General features: G+C 71.1%; 21 protein-coding genes and 1 pseudogene. 10 read left to right on the top strand and 12 right to left on the bottom strand.

The genetic code is table 11. The features are described from left to right. Positions 1–197: 197 nt before the first annotated feature. The 5 genes and pseudogenes from ACIQNG_RS06700 to ACIQNG_RS06680 all read right to left on the bottom strand — a co-directional run bounded on the left by ACIQNG_RS06700 (position 198) and on the right by ACIQNG_RS06680 (position 4,786). Positions 198–386: a hypothetical protein gene (locus ACIQNG_RS06700; protein ID WP_401482899.1), complete on the bottom strand. Its 189-nt coding sequence runs from the start codon at positions 384–386 to the stop codon at positions 198–200. Beyond that, a complete protein-coding gene (locus tag ACIQNG_RS06695; protein WP_401482898.1) occupies positions 383–580 on the bottom strand; it encodes a hypothetical protein in 198 nt (65 codons plus the stop codon). Before ACIQNG_RS06695 ends, ACIQNG_RS06700 begins: the two co-directional genes overlap by 4 nt. A gap of 289 nt (positions 581–869) precedes the next feature. Then, complete coding sequence (locus ACIQNG_RS06690) at positions 870–2,051, bottom strand: helix-turn-helix domain-containing protein (protein ID WP_401482897.1); 1,182 nt, start codon at positions 2,049–2,051, stop codon at positions 870–872. 281 nt (positions 2,052–2,332) lie between these two features. Further along, positions 2,333–2,611, bottom strand: a pseudogene (locus ACIQNG_RS06685) (DUF4158 domain-containing protein); the annotation flags it as partial. A gap of 738 nt (positions 2,612–3,349) precedes the next feature. Next, a complete protein-coding gene (locus tag ACIQNG_RS06680) occupies positions 3,350–4,786 on the bottom strand; it encodes a hypothetical protein (RefSeq protein WP_401482896.1) in 1,437 nt (478 codons plus the stop codon). A 286-nt stretch (positions 4,787–5,072) separates the two neighbouring features. Here ACIQNG_RS06680 and ACIQNG_RS06675 point away from each other — a divergent pair, with 286 nt between their 5' ends. Further along, the gene (locus tag ACIQNG_RS06675; RefSeq protein WP_401433292.1) at positions 5,073–5,468 is read left to right on the top strand and encodes a hypothetical protein; all 396 of its coding nucleotides are present in this window, start codon (positions 5,073–5,075) and stop codon (positions 5,466–5,468) included. A gap of 67 nt (positions 5,469–5,535) precedes the next feature. After that, positions 5,536–6,399, top strand: a complete 864-nt coding sequence (locus ACIQNG_RS06670) for a spermidine synthase (RefSeq protein ID WP_401482895.1) — start codon at positions 5,536–5,538, stop codon at positions 6,397–6,399. Positions 6,400–6,700: 301 nt separating this feature from the next. Here the strand turns inward: ACIQNG_RS06670 and ACIQNG_RS06665 are convergent, their stop codons facing one another. Next, positions 6,701–7,231: a hypothetical protein gene (locus ACIQNG_RS06665; RefSeq protein WP_401482894.1), complete on the bottom strand. Its 531-nt coding sequence runs from the start codon at positions 7,229–7,231 to the stop codon at positions 6,701–6,703. 118 nt (positions 7,232–7,349) lie between these two features. Between ACIQNG_RS06665 and ACIQNG_RS06660 the strand changes: the two genes are divergently transcribed. Both ACIQNG_RS06660 and ACIQNG_RS06655 read left to right on the top strand, forming a co-directional pair. Then, positions 7,350–8,054 (top strand): response regulator transcription factor, encoded by a 705-nt coding sequence (locus tag ACIQNG_RS06660; RefSeq protein WP_401433284.1) that lies wholly within the window; start codon positions 7,350–7,352, stop codon positions 8,052–8,054. Beyond that, entirely contained in the window at positions 8,051–9,445 is a 1,395-nt protein-coding gene (locus tag ACIQNG_RS06655; RefSeq protein WP_401482893.1) for a sensor histidine kinase, read from the top strand. Before ACIQNG_RS06660 ends, ACIQNG_RS06655 begins: the two co-directional genes overlap by 4 nt. 357 nt (positions 9,446–9,802) lie before the next feature. Here ACIQNG_RS06655 and ACIQNG_RS06650 read toward each other — a convergent pair whose 3' ends face one another. From ACIQNG_RS06650 to ACIQNG_RS06635, 4 genes are all read right to left on the bottom strand, one after another. Then, positions 9,803–11,290 carry a GH1 family beta-glucosidase gene (locus tag ACIQNG_RS06650; protein WP_401482892.1) on the bottom strand — a complete coding sequence of 496 codons (1,488 nt, stop codon included), beginning with the start codon at positions 11,288–11,290 and terminating at the stop codon, positions 9,803–9,805. Positions 11,291–11,449: 159 nt separating this feature from the next. Then, positions 11,450–12,367, bottom strand: a complete 918-nt coding sequence (locus tag ACIQNG_RS06645; protein WP_401433276.1) for a carbohydrate ABC transporter permease — start codon at positions 12,365–12,367, stop codon at positions 11,450–11,452. Positions 12,368–12,377: 10 nt separating this feature from the next. Beyond that, positions 12,378–13,418: a carbohydrate ABC transporter permease gene (locus ACIQNG_RS06640; RefSeq protein WP_401433274.1), complete on the bottom strand. Its 1,041-nt coding sequence runs from the start codon at positions 13,416–13,418 to the stop codon at positions 12,378–12,380. A gap of 5 nt (positions 13,419–13,423) precedes the next feature. After that, positions 13,424–14,737, bottom strand: a complete 1,314-nt coding sequence (locus ACIQNG_RS06635; protein WP_401482891.1) for an extracellular solute-binding protein — start codon at positions 14,735–14,737, stop codon at positions 13,424–13,426. Between the two features lie 923 nt (positions 14,738–15,660). Between ACIQNG_RS06635 and ACIQNG_RS06630 the strand changes: the two genes are divergently transcribed. Continuing rightward, a complete protein-coding gene (locus ACIQNG_RS06630) occupies positions 15,661–16,716 on the top strand; it encodes a LacI family DNA-binding transcriptional regulator (protein WP_401433269.1) in 1,056 nt (351 codons plus the stop codon). Positions 16,717–17,311: 595 nt separating this feature from the next. On the opposite strand, the gene ACIQNG_RS06625 is transcribed toward ACIQNG_RS06630, so the two are convergent. Next, a complete protein-coding gene (locus tag ACIQNG_RS06625; protein ID WP_401482890.1) occupies positions 17,312–17,839 on the bottom strand; it encodes a hypothetical protein in 528 nt (175 codons plus the stop codon). Further along, a complete protein-coding gene (locus tag ACIQNG_RS06620; protein WP_401482889.1) occupies positions 17,832–18,509 on the bottom strand; it encodes a DUF6415 family natural product biosynthesis protein in 678 nt (225 codons plus the stop codon). Before ACIQNG_RS06620 ends, ACIQNG_RS06625 begins: the two co-directional genes overlap by 8 nt. A gap of 277 nt (positions 18,510–18,786) precedes the next feature. Between ACIQNG_RS06620 and ACIQNG_RS06615 the strand changes: the two genes are divergently transcribed. From ACIQNG_RS06615 to ACIQNG_RS06595, 5 genes are all read left to right on the top strand, one after another. Then, positions 18,787–19,038 (top strand): hypothetical protein, encoded by a 252-nt coding sequence (locus ACIQNG_RS06615; protein WP_401482888.1) that lies wholly within the window; start codon positions 18,787–18,789, stop codon positions 19,036–19,038. Further along, positions 19,013–19,528: a DUF6879 family protein gene (locus tag ACIQNG_RS06610; RefSeq protein ID WP_401482887.1), complete on the top strand. Its 516-nt coding sequence runs from the start codon at positions 19,013–19,015 to the stop codon at positions 19,526–19,528. Before ACIQNG_RS06615 ends, ACIQNG_RS06610 begins: the two co-directional genes overlap by 26 nt. Before the next feature lie 6 nt (positions 19,529–19,534). Further along, a complete protein-coding gene (locus ACIQNG_RS06605) occupies positions 19,535–20,389 on the top strand; it encodes a DUF5753 domain-containing protein (protein ID WP_401482886.1) in 855 nt (284 codons plus the stop codon). 402 nt (positions 20,390–20,791) lie between these two features. Continuing rightward, the gene (locus ACIQNG_RS06600) at positions 20,792–20,965 is read left to right on the top strand and encodes a hypothetical protein (RefSeq protein ID WP_401482885.1); all 174 of its coding nucleotides are present in this window, start codon (positions 20,792–20,794) and stop codon (positions 20,963–20,965) included. A 46-nt stretch (positions 20,966–21,011) separates the two neighbouring features. After that, complete coding sequence (locus tag ACIQNG_RS06595) at positions 21,012–21,563, top strand: NUDIX domain-containing protein (protein ID WP_401482884.1); 552 nt, start codon at positions 21,012–21,014, stop codon at positions 21,561–21,563. The last annotated feature ends 2 nt before the right edge of the window (positions 21,564–21,565 follow it).

The following is a 21,565-nucleotide window of genomic DNA, read 5'->3' as shown; positions in this document are numbered from 1 at the left end:
ACGCCACGACAGCCCGCCCGCGTCACGGCAGCACGCACACCGGCACGGCGGCCACGCCTGAGAGACATCCGAGAGCGGACCCGGGATTGCCCGGTAGGTACGTCGCTCGACCGGGCCTTTCGGTTTGCAGTCCGCACCGACCCGGTACGTCTCGACCGTCATCCGCGACCTGCCCGGAGCGGGCTTGGTACCCGCGTTCACCGCTCCCCCTTCCCGTCCGGTGTGTGGCAGGGGCAGGCGCAGCGCGGGACGAGCACCGTGCCCCCGCCGTGGGGCAACGGCACGTCCTTCGTCTGGCGGCAGTCGTCATGCAGGCGCTCGTACTCCGGCCGCGCGGCCAGCGCGCACTCCGCCGACCGGGGCCCCTCTACGGTGGGCCCGCTCATCGCACGGCCCCCCTCGCACCGATGACGTGCCGGTCGGTGTCGATGCCGAAGTCAGCAGCGAGAACCAGGATGGTGCGCCGTCGGGCCTGACGCGCCCTCTCACGCTCTCGTTCGGCGGCGATCAGGTAGGGGCGGATGAGGGCCGTACCCGTGCCGTCGAGCGGCTCGTGCAGACCGTAGGGGGAACGGGGCACCCGAACCCGTGCGGCGGCCGGGTGGGCAGCGCCCGCGCACTGCGGGGAAGGGACGGGAGCCGGGCGGGATCCAGCCCGGCGCTTTCCTGGACCAGGCGCTAAGAGGTCCAGCAGCAGCCGTACGAACGTGTGGATAAGCTTCACCATGTTGACCTGCTCTCTCAGGTTGGCCACGCCCCCGGACGTTCGCGCGTCGCGGGGGTCCTACGTGCTCACCCCAGAGTGCCGACATGCGAAGGCCGGAACTATCAGGCTTTGCTGATAGCTCCGGCCATCGAATTACGCTACGTCACATGCCGAGCCATGAACCGAAGTTGCCGAAGGAGTCCGGCATTCGTCGCTTTGCTGCCTCCAGCCCTGCGTAGGTCTCGCGAACCGTCGGGTGGTAGCGAGTCTGCTGAGGAGCCAACTTACGTGCTTTGATCAGGCTCTTGAATGCAGCATCAGTTCGTCCGGCCCACATCTCCGCCCGTGCGACTTCCGCATGATGGTGCGCCAGCCGAGAAACAGGCCAATCGCCAGGAGCGGAAATCTTCTCCGCCTGGTGAACCGCCTCTGGATAGAGGTCGAGTTCGGCTAGCACGCTGACATGGTGCACTTTGACGTTGGTCGGCCCGAACGACAGCCAATGAATCTTCTCAGCCGAGCCGGTTCGCTTCGCGATGCGAGCGGCCTCGGTGAGGTGATTCTCCGCGTTGGCCTTGTCCTTGTCACGGCCCGCCAGAACGGCAGCGCCCAGATGAAGTTGACCGGTGACCACATCGCGTACCAGCCCGTCCTCCGCCTGCTCCAGAGCAGAGACTCCGAGGCTGATAAGGCGCTTCCCTGTCTGGTAGTCGCTGGCTCGCAGGTATGCGAGTGCTCGCAGGTACTGCCGCATTCCGCCGAGTACGGGATCGGAGGCCCGCTGCGCAGCCCAGTCCATGCGGTCGAGCGCCACCGTGCACAGGTCGGGAAACCCGAGCTTCGTCGTCACGTCGTAAGCGGTTCGGTATGCGCTTGCGAGCAACCGCCAGTTTCGATCCACAGGATTCGTGTGAGCGGCCGTTGTAGCTTCGTGAACCAGCCCGGGGAGTTCAGCGGCAACCTGTTTGATGTTCGTGGCGCGAACCATGGCGCACAGCTTTTCCGCATGGTCTTCCAGGTCCTCAACTCTGCGCGGCGTTACTTCCGGGTCAGGGCCGAGGTCGTAGATGTTCAATGCCTCACGAATCGGGTTGATCAGACCGTCGAGATGATCTTGACGCAACTCCTCCAGGTACGGCTGCCCGTTCAGTTCGGCGACCTGTACCGAAAGCGCACGGGCGAGGGCGCCGATCACCGATGGACTCGCTGGCATGGCCCCCTGCTCCACCTTCGTCAGGGTGCTGTAAGACACATGGGAGAGATCTGCCAATTCGCGCTGCGTGAGGTGACGGCTTTTGCGTGCGCGGGCGATGCGCGCTCCTGCGTCTTCCGAGTGCTGGGGCATACTGGTCTCCGTTCTGCATCGACACCAGAACGGTACCCCCAGCCAGTTGCAGGGGAACGGCGCTCGGCCCCCGTTCCGGTGGGGGCCGTCGTGCTGAGCGCCGTTCGCCCCGTGGCCACCCTGCCGACCGAACCGCGAAACCGGCGCTGCGCCGACCACTCGACCACGGCGACGTGCCCGAAGTGCGCGCGCTCTTGGGTGAACACTGCAACCGCTTGAGCACATGATAGGCGTCTGACCTGCGTAAACGCCCTACCGCGCTAAGGGGGTGTCTAGTGCAACTTGACACACGAGGCGTCCTCGACGCCCAGCTGCTCGGCCAGGTAGTCCACCACCGCCCACGGCACGTCCAGCGGGTCCGCCAGGAACAGCCCCACGTACCGGACGGTGCAGATCTGCAGGGCGAAGCCGAGGCGGTTGTGGTCCCCGCGCCGTTTCGCGATCAGCAGGCGGTCCTCGTCATCGAGGAAGAAGAATCGCTCCAGCTCAGGGCGGGTCGGCACCTCCTTGAAGGAGCCGTAGGACGCGGCCTGATCATCAGTTAAGAACTCAACCGGCACGGGCCGGAGGGTAGCCGGGCCGCCGCTGGCTCAGTTAGCCGTCACTCGAACCCCTGCGCGGAAGATCCCTTCCGTGATATCGGGCCCCCGAGCGTGATCACCCTCAGCGCCAATCACGGCCGCTGACCTGCCCCGGAGGCTTAGCGCTAACCGCTGTACCGCTGCTACTCACGACCGCTGACCCCGACCCACCACCTGCCTCCCACCCCCGCCGGGCGCCTCGCGGAACCTGCGGGCGCGCGGTGATGCGGTGTCCCCGGTGGCCCTGATGGCCCCGGCGGTCCGGTGGCCCGGCGGTGCGGTGGCCCCCGTCGCCCGGTGGCCTCGATGGTCCGGCTGTGCGGCGGCCCGGAGGCCCCGCTGGTCCCGGCGGTCTGATGACCCGGTGGCCCGGCGGTGCAGTGCCCCCCCGTGGCCTGGTGACCTCGATGGTGCGGCGGCCCTGCGGCCCGGCGACCCTGCTGGTTCCGGTGGCCCGGTGGCCCCAGTGGCCCGGCGGTGCGGTGACCCCCATGGCCTGGTGGCCCCCGCTGGTCCCGGCCGTCCGGTGACCCCCGCCCCCCCGCCCCCGCGCCCCGGCGACCCCGCTGGCCCCGATGATCCGGCAGACGCAGACGCAGACGCAGACGCAGACGCAGGAACGGGCGCGGGGGCAGGTCAGGGGCAGGTCAGGGGCAGGGCAGGTCAGGGGCTGGGCAGGGGCAGGTCAGGGGCAGGGCAGGTCAGGGGCTGGGCAGGTCAGGGCATGCGTGGTGTCGATGTGTGTTTTTCCAGGAAGTCGGAGACTCCGGGGGTCCGGCGGTGGGGGAGGAGGACCCGGGCGGTGCCGGCGAGCATGGTCTGGACGCGGGAGGACTGGACCTGGGCGAGGAGGTCCAGGACCCGCAGGCCCGCCTGGGCGGCCTCGTCGGGGCGGCCGTCGCGGGCGAGGTCGTCGGCGAGTTCGGCCGTGTAGAGGGCGATGTTGCGGGTGAAGTGCGGGTCCTGGAGACGGGTCGCCCGGCGCGCGTGGCGGGCGGCCCGCGTCCAGTCGCCCAGCGTCGACCAGCACTGCGCCTCCAGGCCCTCCAGCTCGGCCTCCCCGTAGAAGGTCATCCACTCGGGGTCGGCCTCGGTGGTCCCCCGCTGGTGCAGCGCGTGCGCGCGGGCCAGCGCCTGCTCGCAGCCGGTGCGGTCGGCGAGCCCCGCCCAGCCGCCCGCCTCGCGCAGCGCCAGCAGCGACATCAGCCGCGCCGACCCCAGCGGCCGGGCGATGCGCTGCGCGGCCTGCGCGGCCCGTACCGCCTCCCTCGGGCGCCCGGCGTCCCGCGCGAGGAACGCCGTGTTGCAGAAGGCGTGCGCCTCCAGCCCGGGATCCCCGGCGACCCGGGCGGTGGCCAGCGCCTCCGCGTAGTGCGAGCGGGCGTCGTCGAACCGGCCCGAGTCGTGCGCAAGCCAGCCCACCGAGATGGCCAGCTCACCCGCCCCCGAGTGCAGCCGCTCCGCGGTGGCCTGCCGGACCGTACCGGCGTCCAGCAGCGCGTACGCGGCGCGCAGCGGGGCCGCCGCACGCCGGTAGAGCCCGTCCGCGCCGTGCCGGTCGTCCAGCAGCCGGATCCTGCGCACCGCCTCCTCCAGCGCGCCCGCCTCGCTCGACCCGGCCCGGCGGGGCCGCGGGGCGGCGAGGGCGTCGGAGGCCAGGGCCAGCGGGGCACCCAGCGAGGCGGCGGCCACGGTGGCGCCACCGCCGGTCATGAATGCGCGACGCAGCACGTCGCTCTCCTCGTCTCTGTGGTGCCGTTCGTCGGGGTCCTGCGGGGGGTCGCCGGGATCCTGAGCGGTGCGCCCTGCGCCCGTCCCGCCTAAGAGGCGGCCCGGCGGGGGCTCCGTCGCCGTACGCCCCGGCCGGCCGCGTACGGACGAGCGGGGCGCGAAGCCCAGGTCGGTCAGCGTGCGGTCGGGGAACATATGCAGGAACACCCGCTCGTACGCGTAGTTGGGACAGCGGATCTCGCCCGCCTCGACCCGGCCGACGTAGCGCGCGTCACAGCTCACCTGCTCACCGATCTCCCGCGCCGCCCGCCGAACCTCCGCGGCGAACTCGGCCGGTGAGCGCCGGCCGCGCAGCCGCCGGAAGGCGAGGTTCGGCCGTGGCGGCCGAGGGGGCTGGGACGAGGTCACCGATGACGACGTCATGGCCGGGTCCTCTCATGCGAACCGTCGAACCCTGCCGGATATCAGGCGAATTGGCCGATTGGCCAAGCCCCTGCGACCCGGCGGGCACGAACGTACCGGCTGCGCCCATGCCCACATGCAGTGTTTGGCTACAAACCGGATATCTCATCCGCGATCTGCCATGAACTGCCATCCTTTGCGGCGCACTTACGGCGTGCCGTTGACGCCTTCGACGCGTTGAACCCTGCGGACCGGGAGTGCCCGACTCCCGCGCCATGCCCAAGGAGGTTTCGCGGTGGAGGCCGGGATGGAGACCAGGCAGAGTATCGAGTTCCGCGGCACACGCGGGGTACCGGCGCACGCGTGGGACCTGGTGACCGTCCCCGCGCGGCAGGGACTTGAGGCGGTCGACATCCTGCGCCGCGGTGCGGGGGACACGGTCGGACCGGTCCTCCTTGACGACGGCTGCGACACCCTCGGCTTCGTCGTGCCGTCCGGCACCGCCGCCGCCTGGGACGTGCCGGGCAGTGTCTGTACCGGGTCCGGGGGGCGCGGCACCGGAGCCACCCCCGAGCCCCCGGTCGCCGGCTCCGACTGGCTGCTGCCCCTCGACGACACCGACCGGACCACCGACCCGGCCGTCCTGCGCCAGGCCCTCGGCGAGGCGGCCCGGCTGATCGAGGCCGCGGACAACTGCTGCTGACCGGGGCGCGCGGGCCCCGTCCGGGCACGGACGGGCGCCCCACCTCCCGCCCTGTGACAATGGCCCCATGGGAAAGTCCAGGAAGTCCCGGAGGGAACAGGCCGGGGCCGTGGTGGAGGCCGTCGACGGGGGGCTCGCCGAGCTGATACCGGACCGGGACCGGGCACGGGCCTGGACGCTGCTGATCGACGGGGCCCCGCAGTCGCACGTCGATCTCGACGACCCCGCGTTCCTGTCCTTCGAGTACCAGCGGCGCCTCGGCCATGTCGTCGACCTCGCCGCGCCGCCCGGCCGCCCGCTGAGGGCCGTGCACCTGGGCGGCGGCGCCCTCACCCTCGCCCGGTACGTCGCCGCCACCCGCCCCCGCTCCACCCAGCAGGTCGTGGAGCGGGACGCCGCCCTCGTCCGACTCGTGCGCCGCGACCTCCCGTTGGACCCCGCCGCCCGGATCCGCGTACGGTCCACCGACGCGCGCGAAGGGCTCGCCAAGGTCGCCGACGGCTGGGCCGACCTGGTGCTCCTCGATGTCTTCAGCGGCGCCCGCACCCCCGCGCATCTGACGTCCACCGAGTTCCTGGACGAGGTGCGCAGGGCCCTGCGGCCGGGCGGGCTGTACGCCGCCAACCTCGCCGACGGGCCACCGCTCGCCCATCTGCGCGGCCAGATCGCCACCGTCGCCGCCCGCTTCGCCGAGGCGGCCCTGGTCGCCGACCCGGCGGTGCTGCGCGGCAAGCGGTTCGGCAACGCCGTACTCGTCGCCTGCGACGCGCCGCTCCCGCTCGCCGAGCTGACCCGCCGGGCCGCCTCCGACCCGCATCCCGCGCGCGTGGAGCACGGCAGGACCCTGACCGACTTCACGGGCGGCGCTACCCCGGTGACCGACACCGCGGCGGTGGCGTCTCCGGCCCCGCCCCCCTCGGTCTTCCGCTGACGGGGCGGAGAGGGTCGAGGCGGAGAGGGCCGGGGCCGGACCGGGAAACCGGGGAAACCGGGGAAACCGGGGCAAACGAAAGACCCCGTCCGCCGAAGCGGGACGGGGTCTTGTCGCTGGAGCGCCGGGCAGGCCTTGCACCTGCATTTCCCCACAGGAAGTGGGGCGTCTTTCCTTGGACCACCGACGCGTGCGCAGTTCCCGGGACTCCCGGGCGGCTGCTCTGTGATCATCTTACCGCACGAACGGACCGTTGCCGAACACCCCAACGCCGCCCCCGGACAACGCGGCTGCCGGACCGTCAGTACGTGCCCACGTTCACCCGGGGCGGCCCGTCGTGCCAGGTGCAGAACACCGACACCCGGTCGGCGCCGGAACTGAACTCCACCCGGATCCACCGCTCCGTCTTCCACACCTGCATCGACCAGCCGGTGGCCGGCGTCGCCGACACCAGGGAGGCGGAGGTGGCGCCGACGTCGAAGACCGCACGCCCGCCCTCGGTGTCGTAGCTGCGCACCCGGCCCGTCGTGCTGGAGGCGGTGGCGGACGTGCTCGGCGAGGGCTCCCGGGTCGTCGCGGAGGGCTGCCGGGTCGGCGGCGGCGCGGCCTGGCTCGGGGCGGCGGGCGGCGGAGCCGACGACGACCGCGCGGAAGGCGTGTCCTCGGGCTCCTCCTCCTCGGACACCGTCGGGTCCGCGGCCGTCACCGGCAGGGCGCGCGGGGGGTCGTACGCCGTCGCGTCCAGGACGGTGTGGACACCCCAGGACGAGAGCGTGACCGCCGCGCCCGTGGCGAGCGACCAAGCCAGTACATGGGTGAGTCCTCGGAGCATCGGCCCATAGTGCCGCACGCGCTCCCGGGGTGTCCCGCCCGTGGACGCAACCGGTGTCAACCACCGCGTAGTCCACAGGCGCCCGCTGCGTGCCCCCGAATGGACTACGGTGCGGCGCATGGCAAGTGTGCTTGTGGTCGAGGACGACCAGTTCGTACGCTCGGCGCTGATCCGGCATCTGACCGACGCCGCCCACACCGTGCGCAGTGTCGGTACGGCCCTGGAGGCGCTCCGCGAGGTCGCCCATCACCGCTTCGACGTGGTGATCCTGGACCTCGGCCTGCCCGATCTGGACGGCGCCGAGGCGCTGAAGATGCTGCGCGGCATCACCGACGTACCTGTGATCATCGCCACCGCGCGCGACGACGAGACGGAGATCGTCCGGCTGCTCAACGACGGCGCGGACGACTATCTGACCAAGCCCTTCTCGGTGGAGCACCTGTCCGCGCGCATCGCCGCCGTGCTGCGCCGCTCCCGCGCCACCGCCGGAGAGGCCCCGCCCTCCCCGGTGCTGAGCGTCGGCGGCCTCACCGTCGACCCGCTGCGCCGCCAGGCCGAACTGGACGGCGTACGACTGGATCTGACCCGACGCGAGTTCGACCTGCTGGCCTTCCTCGCCGGACGGCCCGGTGTGGTCGTGCCGCGCCGTGAACTGCTGGCCGAGGTGTGGCAGCAGTCGTACGGCGACGACCAGACCATCGACGTCCATCTGTCCTGGCTGCGCCGCAAACTCGGCGAGACCGCCGCCAACCCCCGCTATCTGCACACCCTGCGGGGCGTCGGGGTCAAGCTGGAGCCCCCCGGAGCGGAGTCGCTGCGATGAGATGGGCCCTGGTCAAGGTCTCCCTCGCGGTGACCGCGATGGTCGTGGTCGCCTTCGCCGTACCGCTGGGCATGGTCATCAAGGAACTGGCCCGCGACCGCGCGTTCTCCGACGCCGAGCGGGACGCCGCCGAGATCGCGCCCGCCCTGTCCATCACCACCGACCACGAACAGCTCCAGCGCGTCGTCGCCTCGGCCGGCTCCGGCGACCGCATGGCCGTGCACATCCCGGCGGCCGGCGGCGGCATGGCGGCGGTCAACCTGGGGGTGCACCGCGCCGCCGAGGAGGACGTCGAGACCACCCGCCGGATGGGCCGGGCCTCCACCGCCAAGGTCCCCGACGGCTCCGCGCTGCTCCAGCCCGTCGCGCTCAGCTCCGGACAGATCGCCGTGGTGGAGGTCTACGTCCCCGACGCCGCCGTCGGCCGGGGCGTCGGCACCGCGTGGGCGACCCTCGCCGCCGTCGGTCTCGCCCTGATCGTCGGCTCGGTCGCGGTCGCCGACCGGCTCGGCATCCGGATGGTGCGGCACGCCCAGCGGCTGGCCGAGGGCGCGCGCGAACTCGGCGACGGCCGGCTCGGCGCCCGGGTCCCGGAGGAGGGCCCCTCCGAACTGCGGCTCGCGGCGGTCGCGTTCAACTCCATGGCCGACCAGGTCGTCCAGCTCCTCGCCAACGAGCGTGAGCTGGCCGCCGACCTCTCCCACCGGCTGCGCACCCCGCTGACCGTGCTGCGGCTCAACGCGGCCTCGCTCGGCGAGGGACCGGCCGCCGACCAGACCCGCGCGGCGGTCGAGCAGTTGGAGCGCGAGGTCGACACGATCATCCGCACCGCGCGCGAGGCCAAACCGCAGACCGCCGCGGCCGGACCCGGCGCCGGGTGCGACGCCGCCGAGGTGGTACGGGAGCGGATGGTGTTCTGGTCCGCGCTCGCCGAGGACGAGGGACGCAAATGGCGGGTGGCCGGGGCGGAACGGCCGGTGCGCATCCCGGTCGCCCGCGCCGATCTCGCCGCCGCCCTGGACGCCCTGCTCGGCAATGTCTTCCGGCACACCCCGGAGGGCACGGCGTTCGCCGTCGACCTGCACAACGGCGAGGACGCGGTGATCGTGCTGGTCTCCGACGCGGGCGCCGGAATCTCCGACCCGGAGGCGGCGATGGCCCGGGGCCGCGGTTCCGGCAGCGACGGCTCCACCGGGCTCGGCCTGGACATCGTCCGCCGGCTCGCCGAGGCCACCGGCGGTGACGTCCGTATCGGGTCCTCCGTCCTCGGCGGCACCGAGGTCCGGATCTGGATCCAGATCGCCGGCAGCCGCCCGGAACGCCGGGGCCACCGGGGCACGGTCCGCCGACGCCGCCCCCGCCGCTCGGCGCTGAGCTTCAACCGGTCCTGAGAGCGGGCCCATCCATCAACCCCCACCATCAACCCACCAGCAACCCACCATCAACCCCACCATCAACCCACCAGCAACCCCACCATTAACCACCCCCCATGCCATCCTTAAGCCCGTCCTAAGAATCCTGACTCAGATGCCCATGACAGGGTTTGCCCGGTTCGGATCCGCTAGCGTGCATCTCGTTCCCCCAGGGCATCGCCTCGGCGCCCGAACCTCCCCTGGCACACGGCGCCCTGACACGCCCGAACCCCGAGGGGAGTCAACCGGGGCGCGACACTTCCCCCCCCATTCGGTGTCGCGCCCCGTATCAACTCGCCCTCCGACGCGCCGCCGCCTCCTGCGCGCCGCCGCTCCCTACGCGCCGCCGCCACCGACGTCGCCCACCCCCGGCAGCACCCCGGTCCGCGCCGCCTGCCCGTACCACCGCGCGCTGGACTTCGGCGTCCGCTCCAGCGTCCCGTAGTCCACGTACACGGCACCGAACCGCTTCTCGTAGCCGTAGGCCCACTCGAAGTTGTCCAGCAGGGACCACAGGTAGTAACCCCGCACGTCCGCGCCGTCGGCCAGCGCCCGCCGCACCGCCGACAGATGCCCGTGCAGATACGCGATCCGCTCCGGGTCGTGCACCCGCCCGTCGGGGTCCGGCTTGTCGTCGTACGCCGCCCCGTTCTCGGTGACGTACAGCGCCAGCCCCGGCGCCTCACGCGCGTACCGCGTGATCAGGTCGTACAGCCCGCTCGGGTCGATGGTCCAGCCCATCTCGGTGCGCTCACCCGGCGTCTGGTGGAACACCACATCGTCCGCGCCCGGCCACGGCGAGTGCGCGCTCGCCCCGTGACCGTCGGCCCGCGGCCCGCCCGCCGCACCGTCCTCGGCCGGCCCCGACACCAGCGCCGGGGTGTAGTAGTTCAGCCCCAGCGCGTCCAGCGGCTGATGGATCGCCGCCGGATCGCCGTCCTGTACGAACGACCAGTCGGTGAGCCCCGCCGTCGCCGCCGTCAGCGTGTCCGGATAGGCGCCGTGCAGGACCGGCCCGTGGAAGATCCCGTTGGCCAGATCGTCGATCTTCCGTACGGCGGCCAGATCCGCCGGATCCCGCGAGAACGGCCGCACCACCGCGGAGTTGAGGCTGAGCGCGACCGAGTTGCGGGCCGGCATGACCGACCGCAGCGCCGACGTGGCCAGTCCGTGCGCGAGATTGAGATGGTGCGCGGCCCGCAGCGCGGCCACCGGGTCCGTACGGCCCGGCGCGTGCACCCCCGAGCCGTAGCCCAGGAAGGCGCTGCACCACGGTTCGTTGAGGGTGATCCACTGCTCCACCCGGTCGCCCAGCGCCTCCCCGACGAGCTGCGCGTACTCCGCGAACCGGTACGCCGTCTCCCGCTCCGGCCAGCCGCCCGCGTCCTCCAACTCCTGCGGCAGGTCCCAGTGGTAGAGGGTGATCGCCGGTTTGATGCCCCGGGCGAGCAGCACGTCCACCAGCCGCCGGTAGAAGTCCAGGCCGACCTGGACGGCCGGACCGCGGCCGGTGGGCTGCACCCGCGGCCACGACACCGAGAACCGGTAGGCGTTCAGCCCCAGGTCCGCCATCAGCGCGACGTCCTCGCGGTAGCGGTGGTAGTGGTCCACGGCGATGTCACCGTGCTCCCCGCCGGCCGTCCGGCCCGGTGTGTGGCTGAAGGTGTCCCAGATCGACGGGGTACGGCCGCCCTCCCGCGCGGCGCCCTCGATCTGGTAGGCGGAGGTCGCGGCACCCCAGAGGAAGGCCGAGGGGAAGGCCGAAGGGAAGGCGGCCGGGTGCTGCGGCGGTACGGACTCGGACTCGGACTCGGAACCAGACATGGAAGCGCTCCCATAGCGGGTCGTGAGGGGTGGTGGGAAGGGACTGGAAAGGCCGGGGACGGAGGCCGGGGAAGGGAAAGGGGAAGGGGAAGGGAACGGGAAAGGGGAAGGGAACGGGAAAGGGGAAGGGGGAGGGGACGTACCCCGCGCCCGGGCGGGTCACCCCTTGACCGCGCCCTGCATGATCCCGCCCACGATCTGCTTGCCGAAGACCGCGAACACCAGCAGCAGCGGCAGGGTGCCCAGCAGCGCGCCCGCCATGATCAGGGACTGGTCGGGGGTGTAGCCGCGACCCAGGCCCGCGACCGCGACCTGCACGGTGGGGTTGCCGGTCTGGGTGAGCACCAGGAACGGCCACAGGAAGTCGTTCCACGTCTGGACGAACATCAGCATGCCGAGGACGGCCATCGCGGGCCGCGCCGCCGGGAACACGATGTGCCACACCACACGCCAACTGCTCGCGCCGTCCACCCGCGCCGCCTCGATCAGCTCGTCCGGCAGCGCGGAGATCAGATACTGCCGCATGAAGAACACCCCGAAGGCGCTCACGATCGACGGCAGGACGACCGCCTGGAGCTGATCGGTCCAGTCCAGCTCGGCGACCATCATGTACAGCGGGATCACACTGAGCTGCGGCGGCACCATCATCGTCCCGATGACGATCAGCATCAGCGCGCCCCGCCCCTTGAACCGCAGTTTGGCGAAGGCGAACCCGGCGATGGTCGACAGGAACACGATCGTCGTCGCCGAGATCCCGGCCACGAGGGTGGTGTTCACGAACGCCTCGCCCAGGTTGGCGTCCGTCCAGGCCGTCTCCAGGTTGTCCATCAGGTTGGAGCCGAACCAGAACGGTGGCGGGGTCTCGGCCAGCCGCTGGTTGTCGCGCGAGGCGGCGATCGCCGTCCACACCAGCGGGAACAGCGAGCCGACGGTGAACAGGGCGAGTACGACGTAGGCGAGCGGACCGGCGTGCAACTGGCCGCCCGCACGGGCCGCCCTGGGGCGCCGCGGGCGTTCCTTCCCGGCGGCCGGGTCGGTCCGCCCGGGGCGGTCGGGGGGAGTCAGGGTCGTCGTCACGGCCGGTCTCCTAACTACCGGCGCCACTGCTGGCGCTGCTGGCGCGCAACCGGCGCGAGATGACGTGGTTGACGAGCCCGACCACGATCAGGATCAGGAACATCGTCCAGGCGATGGCGGAGGCGCGGCCCAGGTGCTGGTTGATCCAGCCCTGTTCGTACAGGTACAGGCCGAGCGTCTGGAACTGGTGCTGGGAGCCGCCCGACGCCCCCTTGTTCGCGTCGAACAGGAGTGGCTCGCCGAACAGTTGGGAGGCGCCGATGGTCGAGACGACACAGGTGAACAGGATGGTCGGGCGCAGCGACGGCAGCGTCACATGGAGGAACTGCCGCCAGCGGCTCGCGCCGTCCAGCGCGGCCGACTCGTACAGGTCGTGGGGGATGGCCTGCATCGCCGCCAGGTAGATCAGCGCGTTGTAGCCGGTCCAGCGCCAGATGACGATGGTCGACACGGCGATCTGGGAGGGCCACTTGTCGTTCTGCCAGTCGACGTGGTCGAACCCGACCGCCCCGAGCGCCCAGTTGATCATCCCGTAGTCGCGGCCGAAGAGCAGGACGAAGACGAGCGAGGCGGCGGCGATCGAGGTGGCGTAGGGGGCGAGCATCGCGACCCGGTAGAAGGTGGAGGCGCGCAGCCGGTAGTTGAGGATGTGGGCGAGGCCCAGCGCCATCAGCAACTGCGGGACGGTCGAGATGATCCCGATGGTGAGGGTGTTGCGCGCGGCGTTCCAGAAGAAGTCGTCGTCGAGGATCCGGGTGTAGTTGCGCAGCCCCACCCAGTTCATGTCGGTCGGCGCGGTCAGCTCGACCTGGTGCAGGGAGGCCCAGCCCGTGTAGAGCAGGGGGAAGAGTCCGAAGGCCAGGAACAGCAGGAAGAACGGGGCGACGAACGCGTACGGGCTCCATCTGACGTCCCGCTGCCAGCGCCGGGACAGCCGGGCCCGCCGCCTGCCCTCGCCGTCCGCCGGGCCCGTGCGCACGCTCGCCCCGACCGGGGCCGCGCCCCCCTCCTCGGCGGGGGACGCGGCGGTGGTGTCGTGCCGGGTGGCCATGCCGGTCACTGCTCCAGGTTGTTGTCGATGGTCTTCACGGCCGTGTTCCAGGCGTCCTCGGGGGACTTGCCCTGGGCGACCAGGATCACTCCGTTGTCGGTGAGGCCCTGCTGGATGATCTGGTCCTTCGGTCCGATCACCTGGACGGGGCTGTTCTTCGCGGCCTCGGCGAAGATGGTGCCGATGGGGGCGTCCCCGGTCATGTCGTTCTTGGCGTCCTTGACCACGGGCATGTCGTAGGCGGCGGGTGAGCTGGGGAAGCTGCCCTGCACCTCGAAGAGCTTGGCCTGCTGCTCGGGGGCGGTCAGCCAGGCGGCGAGCTTGGCGGCCTCGTCGGTGTTCTTGCCGGACTTGGGTACGGCGAGGAAGGAGCCGCCCCAGTTGCCGGCCTGCGGCGCGGCGGCCACGTCCCACTTGCCGGCGGCGTCCGGCTTCGACTTGCCCTTGATGTAGCCGAGCATCCACGGCGGGCAGGACATCGCGGCGAACTTGTTGTTGGCGATGGTGGTGTCCCAGGCGGGCTGGAACTGGGTCTGGTTGCCGACCAGCCCGTCCTCGGCGGCCTCGGCGGTCAGGTCGAAGGCCGCCTTCACCGCCGGGTTGGTCTTGTAGACGACCTTGCCGGAGGAGTCGTAGAACCGCTCGGTCTCACTGCCGAGGATCGCCTGGATCAGTCCGCCGGGGGAGTCGAGGAAGGTGGTCCCGTCGGGTGCCTTGTCCTGGTACCGGCGGCCCACGTCCACGAAGGTGTCCCAGGAGCCCGCCCAGAGCTTGCCGACCTCCTCGCGGTCGCTGGGCAGCCCGGCCTTCTCGAAGAGGTCCTTGCGGTAGCAGATCGCCATGGGGCCGACGTCGGTGCCCAGGCCGATGGTCTGCCCGTCCGCGGTGGTGGCCTGCTGCCACTTCCACTCCAGGAAATCGGCCTTCTTGCCGTGCTTCGACAGGTCGAGCAGCTTGGCGGCCTGGGTGTCCACCACCTCGGCTATGTTGCCGACTTCGACGGCCTGGATGTCCATGAGCCCGCTGTCGGTGGTCAGATGGTTGACCAGCGCGGGGTAGTAGTTCTCGTTCCGTTCGACGACGTTCTCTTTGATGGTGATGTCGGGGTTGAGCTTCATGTACGCGTCGTAGAGGCCGGCTTCCTTGAACCCCATCTGACCGAACAGGCCGAGCGTGATCGTGGTTCTGCCGCCGCCGCCCTCGGACGTGTCCGACGTGTCGCCGCCGTCGTCGGCACAGCCGGCCAGCAGGCCGGTGCCCAGTGACACGGCGGTCGCGAGGACCACCGCCTGGCGGCGGATCCGGGAAGGTGCTCGCATGTGCGTCCTCCTGTTGCCCAGTTACCAGTTGCCCAGTTGCCCTGACGTGCCGACCCCCGGCGCGACGCTCTGTCCGGCCCGCGGACACACCCGTGGACCCGACCGCCGTCGAGGGCGGACGCGCGGGCTGTTTCACGGCTGGTTCACGGCGGACAGGGGCGCACTGCCGCGTGGGCGGGGAACGTGCGGGAAGTGTATGGATCAGCTGCGTCGAGAGTGTGGGAGCGCTCCCATAAGTGATGTGTTGAAGGGTCGTGGCTCCCGGCGGGGGTGTCAAGGGACCGGACACGGCGAGCTGTGTTCAGTTATCGGCCTGTTAACCGCCCCTGGGGGGAAGGGGGAGGTGGGAGATCGGGACCGGCGTGTGCGGGGCGGTGACCGGGATCGTGCCTGGGCCTGTGCCTTGTGCCTTGTGCCTGGGCCGGGGCCCGTGCCTGGGCCCGTGCCTGTGCCCGCGCTTGTGCGCGTGCCTGGGCCTGCGACCCTGCCTCGGTCTGTGAGCCTGCCCTGTGCCCGGGTCTGTGACCAGGGCCGTGCCGGGGTCTGTGACCGTGTGCCGTGCGGGGGCTTGGGGCTGGGCCTGGGCTGGGGCCTGGGCTTGGGGCTGGGCTCATGACCATCCCCTGGCCTGGGCCCATGACCATCCCCCGGCCTGTGACCCTGTGCCGTGCCCCGGTCTGTGACCCTGTGCCGTGCTCCGGCTGTGATCATGACCCGCACTGTGATCGAGCCCGTACGGCCCCGCGGGCCCGGCGCACTGTTAGATTCCAGGCCAGCGTCTGTCGTCCGGATGGGCCCGGTTGTCGAAGCCGGGGTCGGTGGCGGGCCGGAGCGGGGGCGGATGCGCGGGCGAGGGTCCGCGACGGATGCCCGGGACGATTCACATGACCGGCCCTAGAGGTGTCCGACGGGAGGGTGAGCCGATGGCAGGCCAGGGAACGCGGGGCCGAGGGGGCGGGAGACCGACTCTGGAGGAGGTCGCCGCACGGGCGGGGGTGGGCCGGGGCACGGTCTCCCGGGTGATCAACGGTTCGCCCAGGGTCAGTGCCGCCACCCGTGCCGCCGTCGAGGCCGCGGTCGCCGAACTGGGCTACGTCCCCAACACTGCCGCCCGCGCGCTGGCCGCCAACCGCACCGACGCCATCGCGCTGGTCGTCCCCGAGCCGGAGACCCGGTTCTTCGCCGAGCCGTATTTCTCCGACATGCTGCGGGGCGTGGGCGCGGAGCTGGCCGAGACCGAGATGCAGCTGCTGCTGATCTTCGCGGGCAGCGACCGGGAGCGGGCCCGGCTGGCCCAGTACCTGGCGGCCCACCGGGTGGACGGCGTCCTCCTCGTCTCCGTCCACGCCGACGACCCGTTGCCCGACCTCCTGGCCCAACTGGAGATCCCCGCCGTCATCAGCGGCCCGCGCTCGGCGGCCGAACCGCTGCCGTCCGTGGACTCCGACAACTACGGGGGCGCCCGGGCGGCCGTGGAGCATCTGCTGGCCCAGGGCCGCCGCCGTATCGCCCACATCACCGGCCGCCTGGACGTGTACGGGGCCCAGCGGCGTATCGACGGCTACCGGGACGCCCTGCGGGACGCGGGCCGCGAGCCCGACGAACTCCTCGTGGAACCCGGGGACTTCACCGAGAGCGGCGGTTCCAGGGCGATGGCGGCGCTGCTGTCCCGCCGCCCCGACCTGGACGCCGTCTTCGCCGCCTCCGACGTCACCGCGGCGGGCGCCCGGCAGACCCTGCGTGAGGCGGGCCGCCGCATCCCGGACGACGTCGCCCTCGTCGGCTACGACGACTCCGCGATCGCCCGCCACATGGACCCGCCCCTGACCAGCGTCCGCCAGCCCATCGAGGAGATGGGCCGCCGCATGATCGACCTTCTCCTCACCGAGATAGCGGACCGTCGCCCGCGGGGCTCGCGCCGTGTGGAACGCCGGCAGGTGGTCCTGGCGGCGGAGCTGGTGCGGCGCAAGTCGTCGTGACGGTCGGCCCGCGATGTCCGGCGTGCGTCCGCGTGGTGAAGGGCCGGCGATCCGCCGTCGGTTTCCTGTCGGTCAGTTGGAGGGGTCGTGATAGCGGGGAGGGCCGCCCGCGTCGATGCGGTCCTGACCTGCGGGTGGCCGCGGACGGGGTGCGGTTCGCAGGGGGAGAGGGACCAAGGGCCGTCCCGGTCGATCGGGACGGCCCTTGGTGGTGAGGGTGAGTGACGGGACTTGAACCTCATTCCCATGGGAACCAGCCGCGAGGGCAGCCCGTGCTGGGGCAGCGGTGAATGGAAAAGTCCCCATCCGAGAGCACGAAGCTCAGCTCCCTCCCTCCCTGCTGTGTCTGCCGTCGGCACGAGACGCGTGTATCCGCGTGCACCCCGCTGTGCGCGCCGTCCGGGCCGCGCTTCACGGGCGGCCAGCGCTTAGCGAGCGAGGGGGCAAGCCGTTCATGGCCGCTCCGGGTTCGTGGACGGGGGCGGTCTGTCGGGGGGTTCTCGGGCACAGGTCGCGGCAGACGTGGATGTCGGCGCCGGGCCCGCTCGCCCCCGGATTCATGATCACCTCGGCGATTGCCGGGATCAGGGGCTTGTCACACCGAGCGCAGTGCACGAGGGCTCCCCGTTCCGGGCGGCGGGCCGCAGAGACCGGTGTGCGTGTACGCGCGGACCGGGACGGTGGCGGTCTCCCGGATGTGCGGCACGACGTGCTGGTCGGCGATCATCGCGACACCCTCGCAATCCGGGCAGTGCGGCGGACGCGTGGTCACCGCGGCGCGGGCTGCATCGTGCGCCTCGGCCAGCGGCCGGGCCTTGGCGCACCGGCTGGTGGAGCAGATCCAGCAAGTGTCCGTGTGTGCGCTCCAGGCGAGGTAGGTCCGCAGCGCGGTCAGGCGGGTCTCCCAGCAGCGGGGGCACGCCGAGGGCCGCCGGTCGCCGACGAACGCGAGTGGCACCATCCCGCCGCTTGCCGCTGCTCCGATTGCGCACCACACGCACGACTCGCCGAGCCGCTGGGCCCGGGTCAGTCTGGCCGGGGCCGACATCTCGTCGGTGAGCTGCCGGGTCTCCAGGTCGATCCCGAAGTGCTCCTCTATGGCGTCCATGGCCCGGTCAGGCATGGCTCACCGGCTCGTGGGTCAGAGACTGGTAGTGGTCGCACAGGGCCATCACCGAGCGGGCGAGAAGCTGCGCGTGCGCGATGCCCGCGGCCCGGGTCGCGGCGGGCTCTTTGTCGAGCCGCAGCCGTGCGTCCTGGACGCCGACGAGGGCGCAGGCGGCGGGGATGTCGTCCTCGGGGTGCTTGGTCGTCGCTTCCTGGACGGCGGGGATGGCGAGCATGAGGTGCCCCCGCAGGCGGCTGGTGAGGAGTTCCAGCTCGTCGTCGGTGACCATGCCCATCTGCCCACCGAGGGTGCTCCGGGCGGCGTCGCGCATCGCGTCGAGGTCGAGCGGGCCGCTCACGCCCCTTCGCACGGCGAGCCGGTAGAGGGCGCGGCCGATGTCGCACATGGCCTTCCGCTCCGTGCATTCCTCGCACTGGGGTACGTGGTCCAGCAGTGCGAGGTGTGCGCGGTCTCCGGCGTGCGCGCGGCAGGCGCGGGGGAACCAGTGGACGCCGGTGACCCGCTCGCCGAGGTCGACGGCGGACTCGGCGGTGAGAGGGCGCGTCTCACTGGCGTCCCAGACGCAGGTGGCGCCGCGCGCCTGGTCGTCCGTGAGCGTGTCCAGGGGAGGCAGGCCCAGCAGGTCGGCGACTGTGACGGGCGTGGCCTGGATGGCGTTGGTCATGGGGTCGCCCCCTCGGGCGGCCGGGCGGTACCGTGCTGCATGTCGGCGCTCCTTTGCGGCGTCGGTCACACCCCGGGAGGCTGCGCCGCCTCGCCGGGGTTTCCTCGTATCTCCCGACGCTAGGAAGTGAGGCATGGCCGTTGCCAGGAAGTTGCACCGAATTACAGAGCAGTTGAATCGTCGTGCTCATGGCCGACATGCGCTCTTGACCCTGTGGCACATGGCTACCAATGTGATGTAAATCGCTGCAATCGACTAGCGCGGAAGGCCAGCCACGATGACCATTCACTTCATCGGGATCGACCCCGAGACGGATGAGGACGGATGCCCCACAGTCTGGGTAGACACGAAGTCGAAGGACCTGCTGATCCAGAGCTACGAGGCCGACGACGAGACGACGGCCCAGTGCGACGCGCTGTCGCCGGCGAAGGCGCCGATCCCACCCGGCGAGGCCATCCTCAGGGTCCCGGCCCGAATGATCTCCATCATCAGAAAGGCATGCGATGAACTCGATCCCGGAGTTCGCTGAACTCCTGGCAGGTGCACGCGAATCAGCCGTGCACCTGGAGATGCGCGATGCCTACTACAGCAACCCCCGCTTCGAGGCGTGGCGAGACGGCCAACGCGTCGCCTGGGACAACCGGGCCACCTGGTGGCGTCCGTTCCACCAGGACATCGCGGACGCTGTCGCCCGCGGCGTTCACGTGCGCCGGGCCAGGGTGGTCTCCGAGCCGGTCACTGAGTACATCCGCTGGGAGCACTACCAGACGCGCGCCAATGTGGAAGCAGGCGAACAGGTGCGATGGCTGCCTCGGCATCGGGCCTGGGACCTGCTCCTGCCGGGCAGCGATCTATGGATCTTCGACGGGGCGCTGCTACGCGTCCATCACTTCTCCGGCGACGGCGAGTGGATCAGCAAAGAACTGTGCGACGACCCTGCCGTGGTCGGCCAGCACTCGACGGCGTTCGAGCAGGTGTGGGAGCGAGCCATCCCACACGACGAGTACGAGGTCGAGTAGCCGCTCATGTCGCCCTTCCCCACGTCCAGCGCGCAGAAAGCCCGTGCGGCGCTCGCGGCCCGCCTGCGGGAACTGCGCCTGGACGCGGGCATTACCGGCAAGGAACTCGCCCGCGCGGCTGGATGGTCCGTCGCCAAGTCCTCCCGAATAGAGAACGCCGTCACCGCGCCTGCTGACGCAGACATCCGGGCCTGGTGCTCGGCGTGCTGCGCCGATGATCAGGCCGAGGATCTGATTGCGGCGAACCGCCAGGCAGACGCCATGTACATGCACTGGAAGCGGCTTCAACGCACAGGTATGAAGCAGTTGGCCGAGTCCTCCGCGAAGCTCTACGAGAGCACCCGCTCGTTCCGCGTGTACGCCTCCCACGTGATGCCGGGCTACTTGCAGACCCCTGGGTACGCGTCCGCCCTCATGGGCACGATCGCGGGCTTTCGGGGAACGCCCGACGACGTGGCCGACGCGGTCGAGGTCCGGATGCGGCGGGGGCGCGTCATCTACGAGGGTGATCACCGCTTCGCGACGCTCGTTGAGGAGCACGTTCTCCATCACCGTGTCGGAGACGAGAACGTGATGATCGGCCAACTCGGCAATCTCCTCGCTGCGATGAGCCTGCCCTCCATGTCGTTGGGAATCATTCCGACCAGCGTGCCGCGAGAGGGCATGATGTGGCCCCTGGAGCAGTTCACGGTGTTCGATGACGCGCGCATCCATGTCGAACTGCTCGCGGCGAAGGTGACCGTTACAGCACCTGGCGAGCTGGACATCTACCTGCGGGCGTTCACGCGGCTCGCGGAATTGGCTGTGTATGGAGCGGAGGCGCGCGCGCTGATCCTGCGGGCCATCGAGGCACTGCGCTGACACACCGTTTCCGCAGGTCAGCTCTGGTGTGGGAATCCGTGTAGTTTTATGACCGCGAATCACACACCCCAGGACATGACGAATCGCCCCCTGCACAGCCCGCTCACGGCGGGGCTGTGCAGGGGGCGAGGTGGTTCAACTACGCCGATCATCGGCGTGACCCCCGCTCGTGCGGGGACTACCCCGCCTGCGCTCGCTTTCTACGCGGCGCTCGGAGCCGAGCCGGGCCAGGGGAAGGTGTTCTACCGAACGGGGGTCGAGTGACCGCCTGACGCGAGCGAGCCCGATCGGGAGGCGAGGGCGGGGAGTTCGCTGAGGCTGTCGATGCGGTAGTCCGCGTCGGCGGCTGCGGGCGTGTCGGCCCAGAGGTGCCCCCATGGGCCGTCAGGGTAGGTATCCCCGATGTCGAGCATCCGCGGATCGCGCGGCAGGCACTACGAGCAGATGTACCGAAAGGCCGGCGGCGTCGGGACCCGCGGACGAGTCCACCGGCTCGCCACCCTCGCCGCCACCCGCAGCGCGTCCACGCGCGAGGTGGTCGACCGGATCGACGAAACCCTTCGCATCCCGCTGTAGCCGCCTGTGATCGGATAGTGCGGGTCCCCTGAGGAGAGGCAGCAGCGTGTCAGTGTGGCAGAACCTCGGCGAGCACACCGTGTACGAGAACAGGTGGGTCAAGGTCGCAATGGCAGATGTCGAGCTGCCCGACGGCCGGCACTTGGACCACACCGTCATCCGGCTGCGCCCGGTGGCTGTGGCCACGGTCGTCAACGATGCGAACGAGGTGCTGCTGCTGTGGCGCCACCGCTTCATCACCGATGCGTGGGGGTGGGAACTCCCCTCCGGCGGCACTGGCGAGGGCGAGGACCCCGCGGCTGCAGCAGCACGCGAGTTCGAGGAGGAGACCGGCTGGCGCCCCGGGCCCATGCAACTGCTCCTGGCGGTCGACCCCATGCCGGGAATCTCGACCAGTCACCACCGCGTGTACTGGTCCGACCAGGCCCAGCGAGTCCGCGACGACCCGCGCGACGCATTCGAGTCGGCCCGCCGTGAGTGGGTGCCACTGGACCAGGTCCCCGATCTCATCGCGCGCGGCGATGTCCGGTCGGCCAACGCGGTCGCCGCACTGCTGATGCTCCACCATCGCCGCATCACACAGGCAGACGGCCACTGACC

This window comes from Streptomyces sp. NPDC091377 (genome assembly GCF_044757045.1).
Lineage (GTDB): Bacteria > Actinomycetota > Actinomycetes > Streptomycetales > Streptomycetaceae > Streptomyces.
The sequence above is the reverse complement of the archived record's forward strand: the minus strand, read 5'-3'. Positions and strand labels throughout refer to the sequence as shown.

What these genes read in the sequence shown, in the direction of transcription:
- ACIQNG_RS06650 (WP_401482892.1), bottom strand. Translation starts at nt 11,290, where the DNA reads ATGTCTGGTTCCGAGTCCGAGTCCGAGTCCGTACCGCCGCAGCACCCG.
- ACIQNG_RS06610 (WP_401482887.1), top strand. Translation starts at nt 19,013, where the DNA reads ATGAACTCGATCCCGGAGTTCGCTGAACTCCTGGCAGGTGCACGCGAA.
- ACIQNG_RS06660 (WP_401433284.1), top strand. Translation starts at nt 7,350, where the DNA reads ATGGCAAGTGTGCTTGTGGTCGAGGACGACCAGTTCGTACGCTCGGCG.
- ACIQNG_RS06630 (WP_401433269.1), top strand. Translation starts at nt 15,661, where the DNA reads ATGGCAGGCCAGGGAACGCGGGGCCGAGGGGGCGGGAGACCGACTCTG.
- ACIQNG_RS06655 (WP_401482893.1), top strand. Translation starts at nt 8,051, where the DNA reads ATGAGATGGGCCCTGGTCAAGGTCTCCCTCGCGGTGACCGCGATGGTC.
- ACIQNG_RS06625 (WP_401482890.1), bottom strand. Translation starts at nt 17,839, where the DNA reads ATGCCTGACCGGGCCATGGACGCCATAGAGGAGCACTTCGGGATCGAC.
- ACIQNG_RS06635 (WP_401482891.1), bottom strand. Translation starts at nt 14,737, where the DNA reads ATGCGAGCACCTTCCCGGATCCGCCGCCAGGCGGTGGTCCTCGCGACC.
- ACIQNG_RS06640 (WP_401433274.1), bottom strand. Translation starts at nt 13,418, where the DNA reads ATGGCCACCCGGCACGACACCACCGCCGCGTCCCCCGCCGAGGAGGGG.
- ACIQNG_RS06605 (WP_401482886.1), top strand. Translation starts at nt 19,535, where the DNA reads ATGTCGCCCTTCCCCACGTCCAGCGCGCAGAAAGCCCGTGCGGCGCTC.
- ACIQNG_RS06690 (WP_401482897.1), bottom strand. Translation starts at nt 2,051, where the DNA reads ATGCCCCAGCACTCGGAAGACGCAGGAGCGCGCATCGCCCGCGCACGC.
- ACIQNG_RS06620 (WP_401482889.1), bottom strand. Translation starts at nt 18,509, where the DNA reads ATGACCAACGCCATCCAGGCCACGCCCGTCACAGTCGCCGACCTGCTG.
- ACIQNG_RS06600 (WP_401482885.1), top strand. Translation starts at nt 20,792, where the DNA reads ATGTCGAGCATCCGCGGATCGCGCGGCAGGCACTACGAGCAGATGTAC.
- ACIQNG_RS06615 (WP_401482888.1), top strand. Translation starts at nt 18,787, where the DNA reads ATGACCATTCACTTCATCGGGATCGACCCCGAGACGGATGAGGACGGA.
- ACIQNG_RS06670 (WP_401482895.1), top strand. Translation starts at nt 5,536, where the DNA reads ATGGGAAAGTCCAGGAAGTCCCGGAGGGAACAGGCCGGGGCCGTGGTG.
- ACIQNG_RS06700 (WP_401482899.1), bottom strand. Translation starts at nt 386, where the DNA reads ATGAGCGGGCCCACCGTAGAGGGGCCCCGGTCGGCGGAGTGCGCGCTG.
- ACIQNG_RS06680 (WP_401482896.1), bottom strand. Translation starts at nt 4,786, where the DNA reads ATGACGTCGTCATCGGTGACCTCGTCCCAGCCCCCTCGGCCGCCACGG.
- ACIQNG_RS06675 (WP_401433292.1), top strand. Translation starts at nt 5,073, where the DNA reads ATGGAGACCAGGCAGAGTATCGAGTTCCGCGGCACACGCGGGGTACCG.
- ACIQNG_RS06665 (WP_401482894.1), bottom strand. Translation starts at nt 7,231, where the DNA reads ATGCTCCGAGGACTCACCCATGTACTGGCTTGGTCGCTCGCCACGGGC.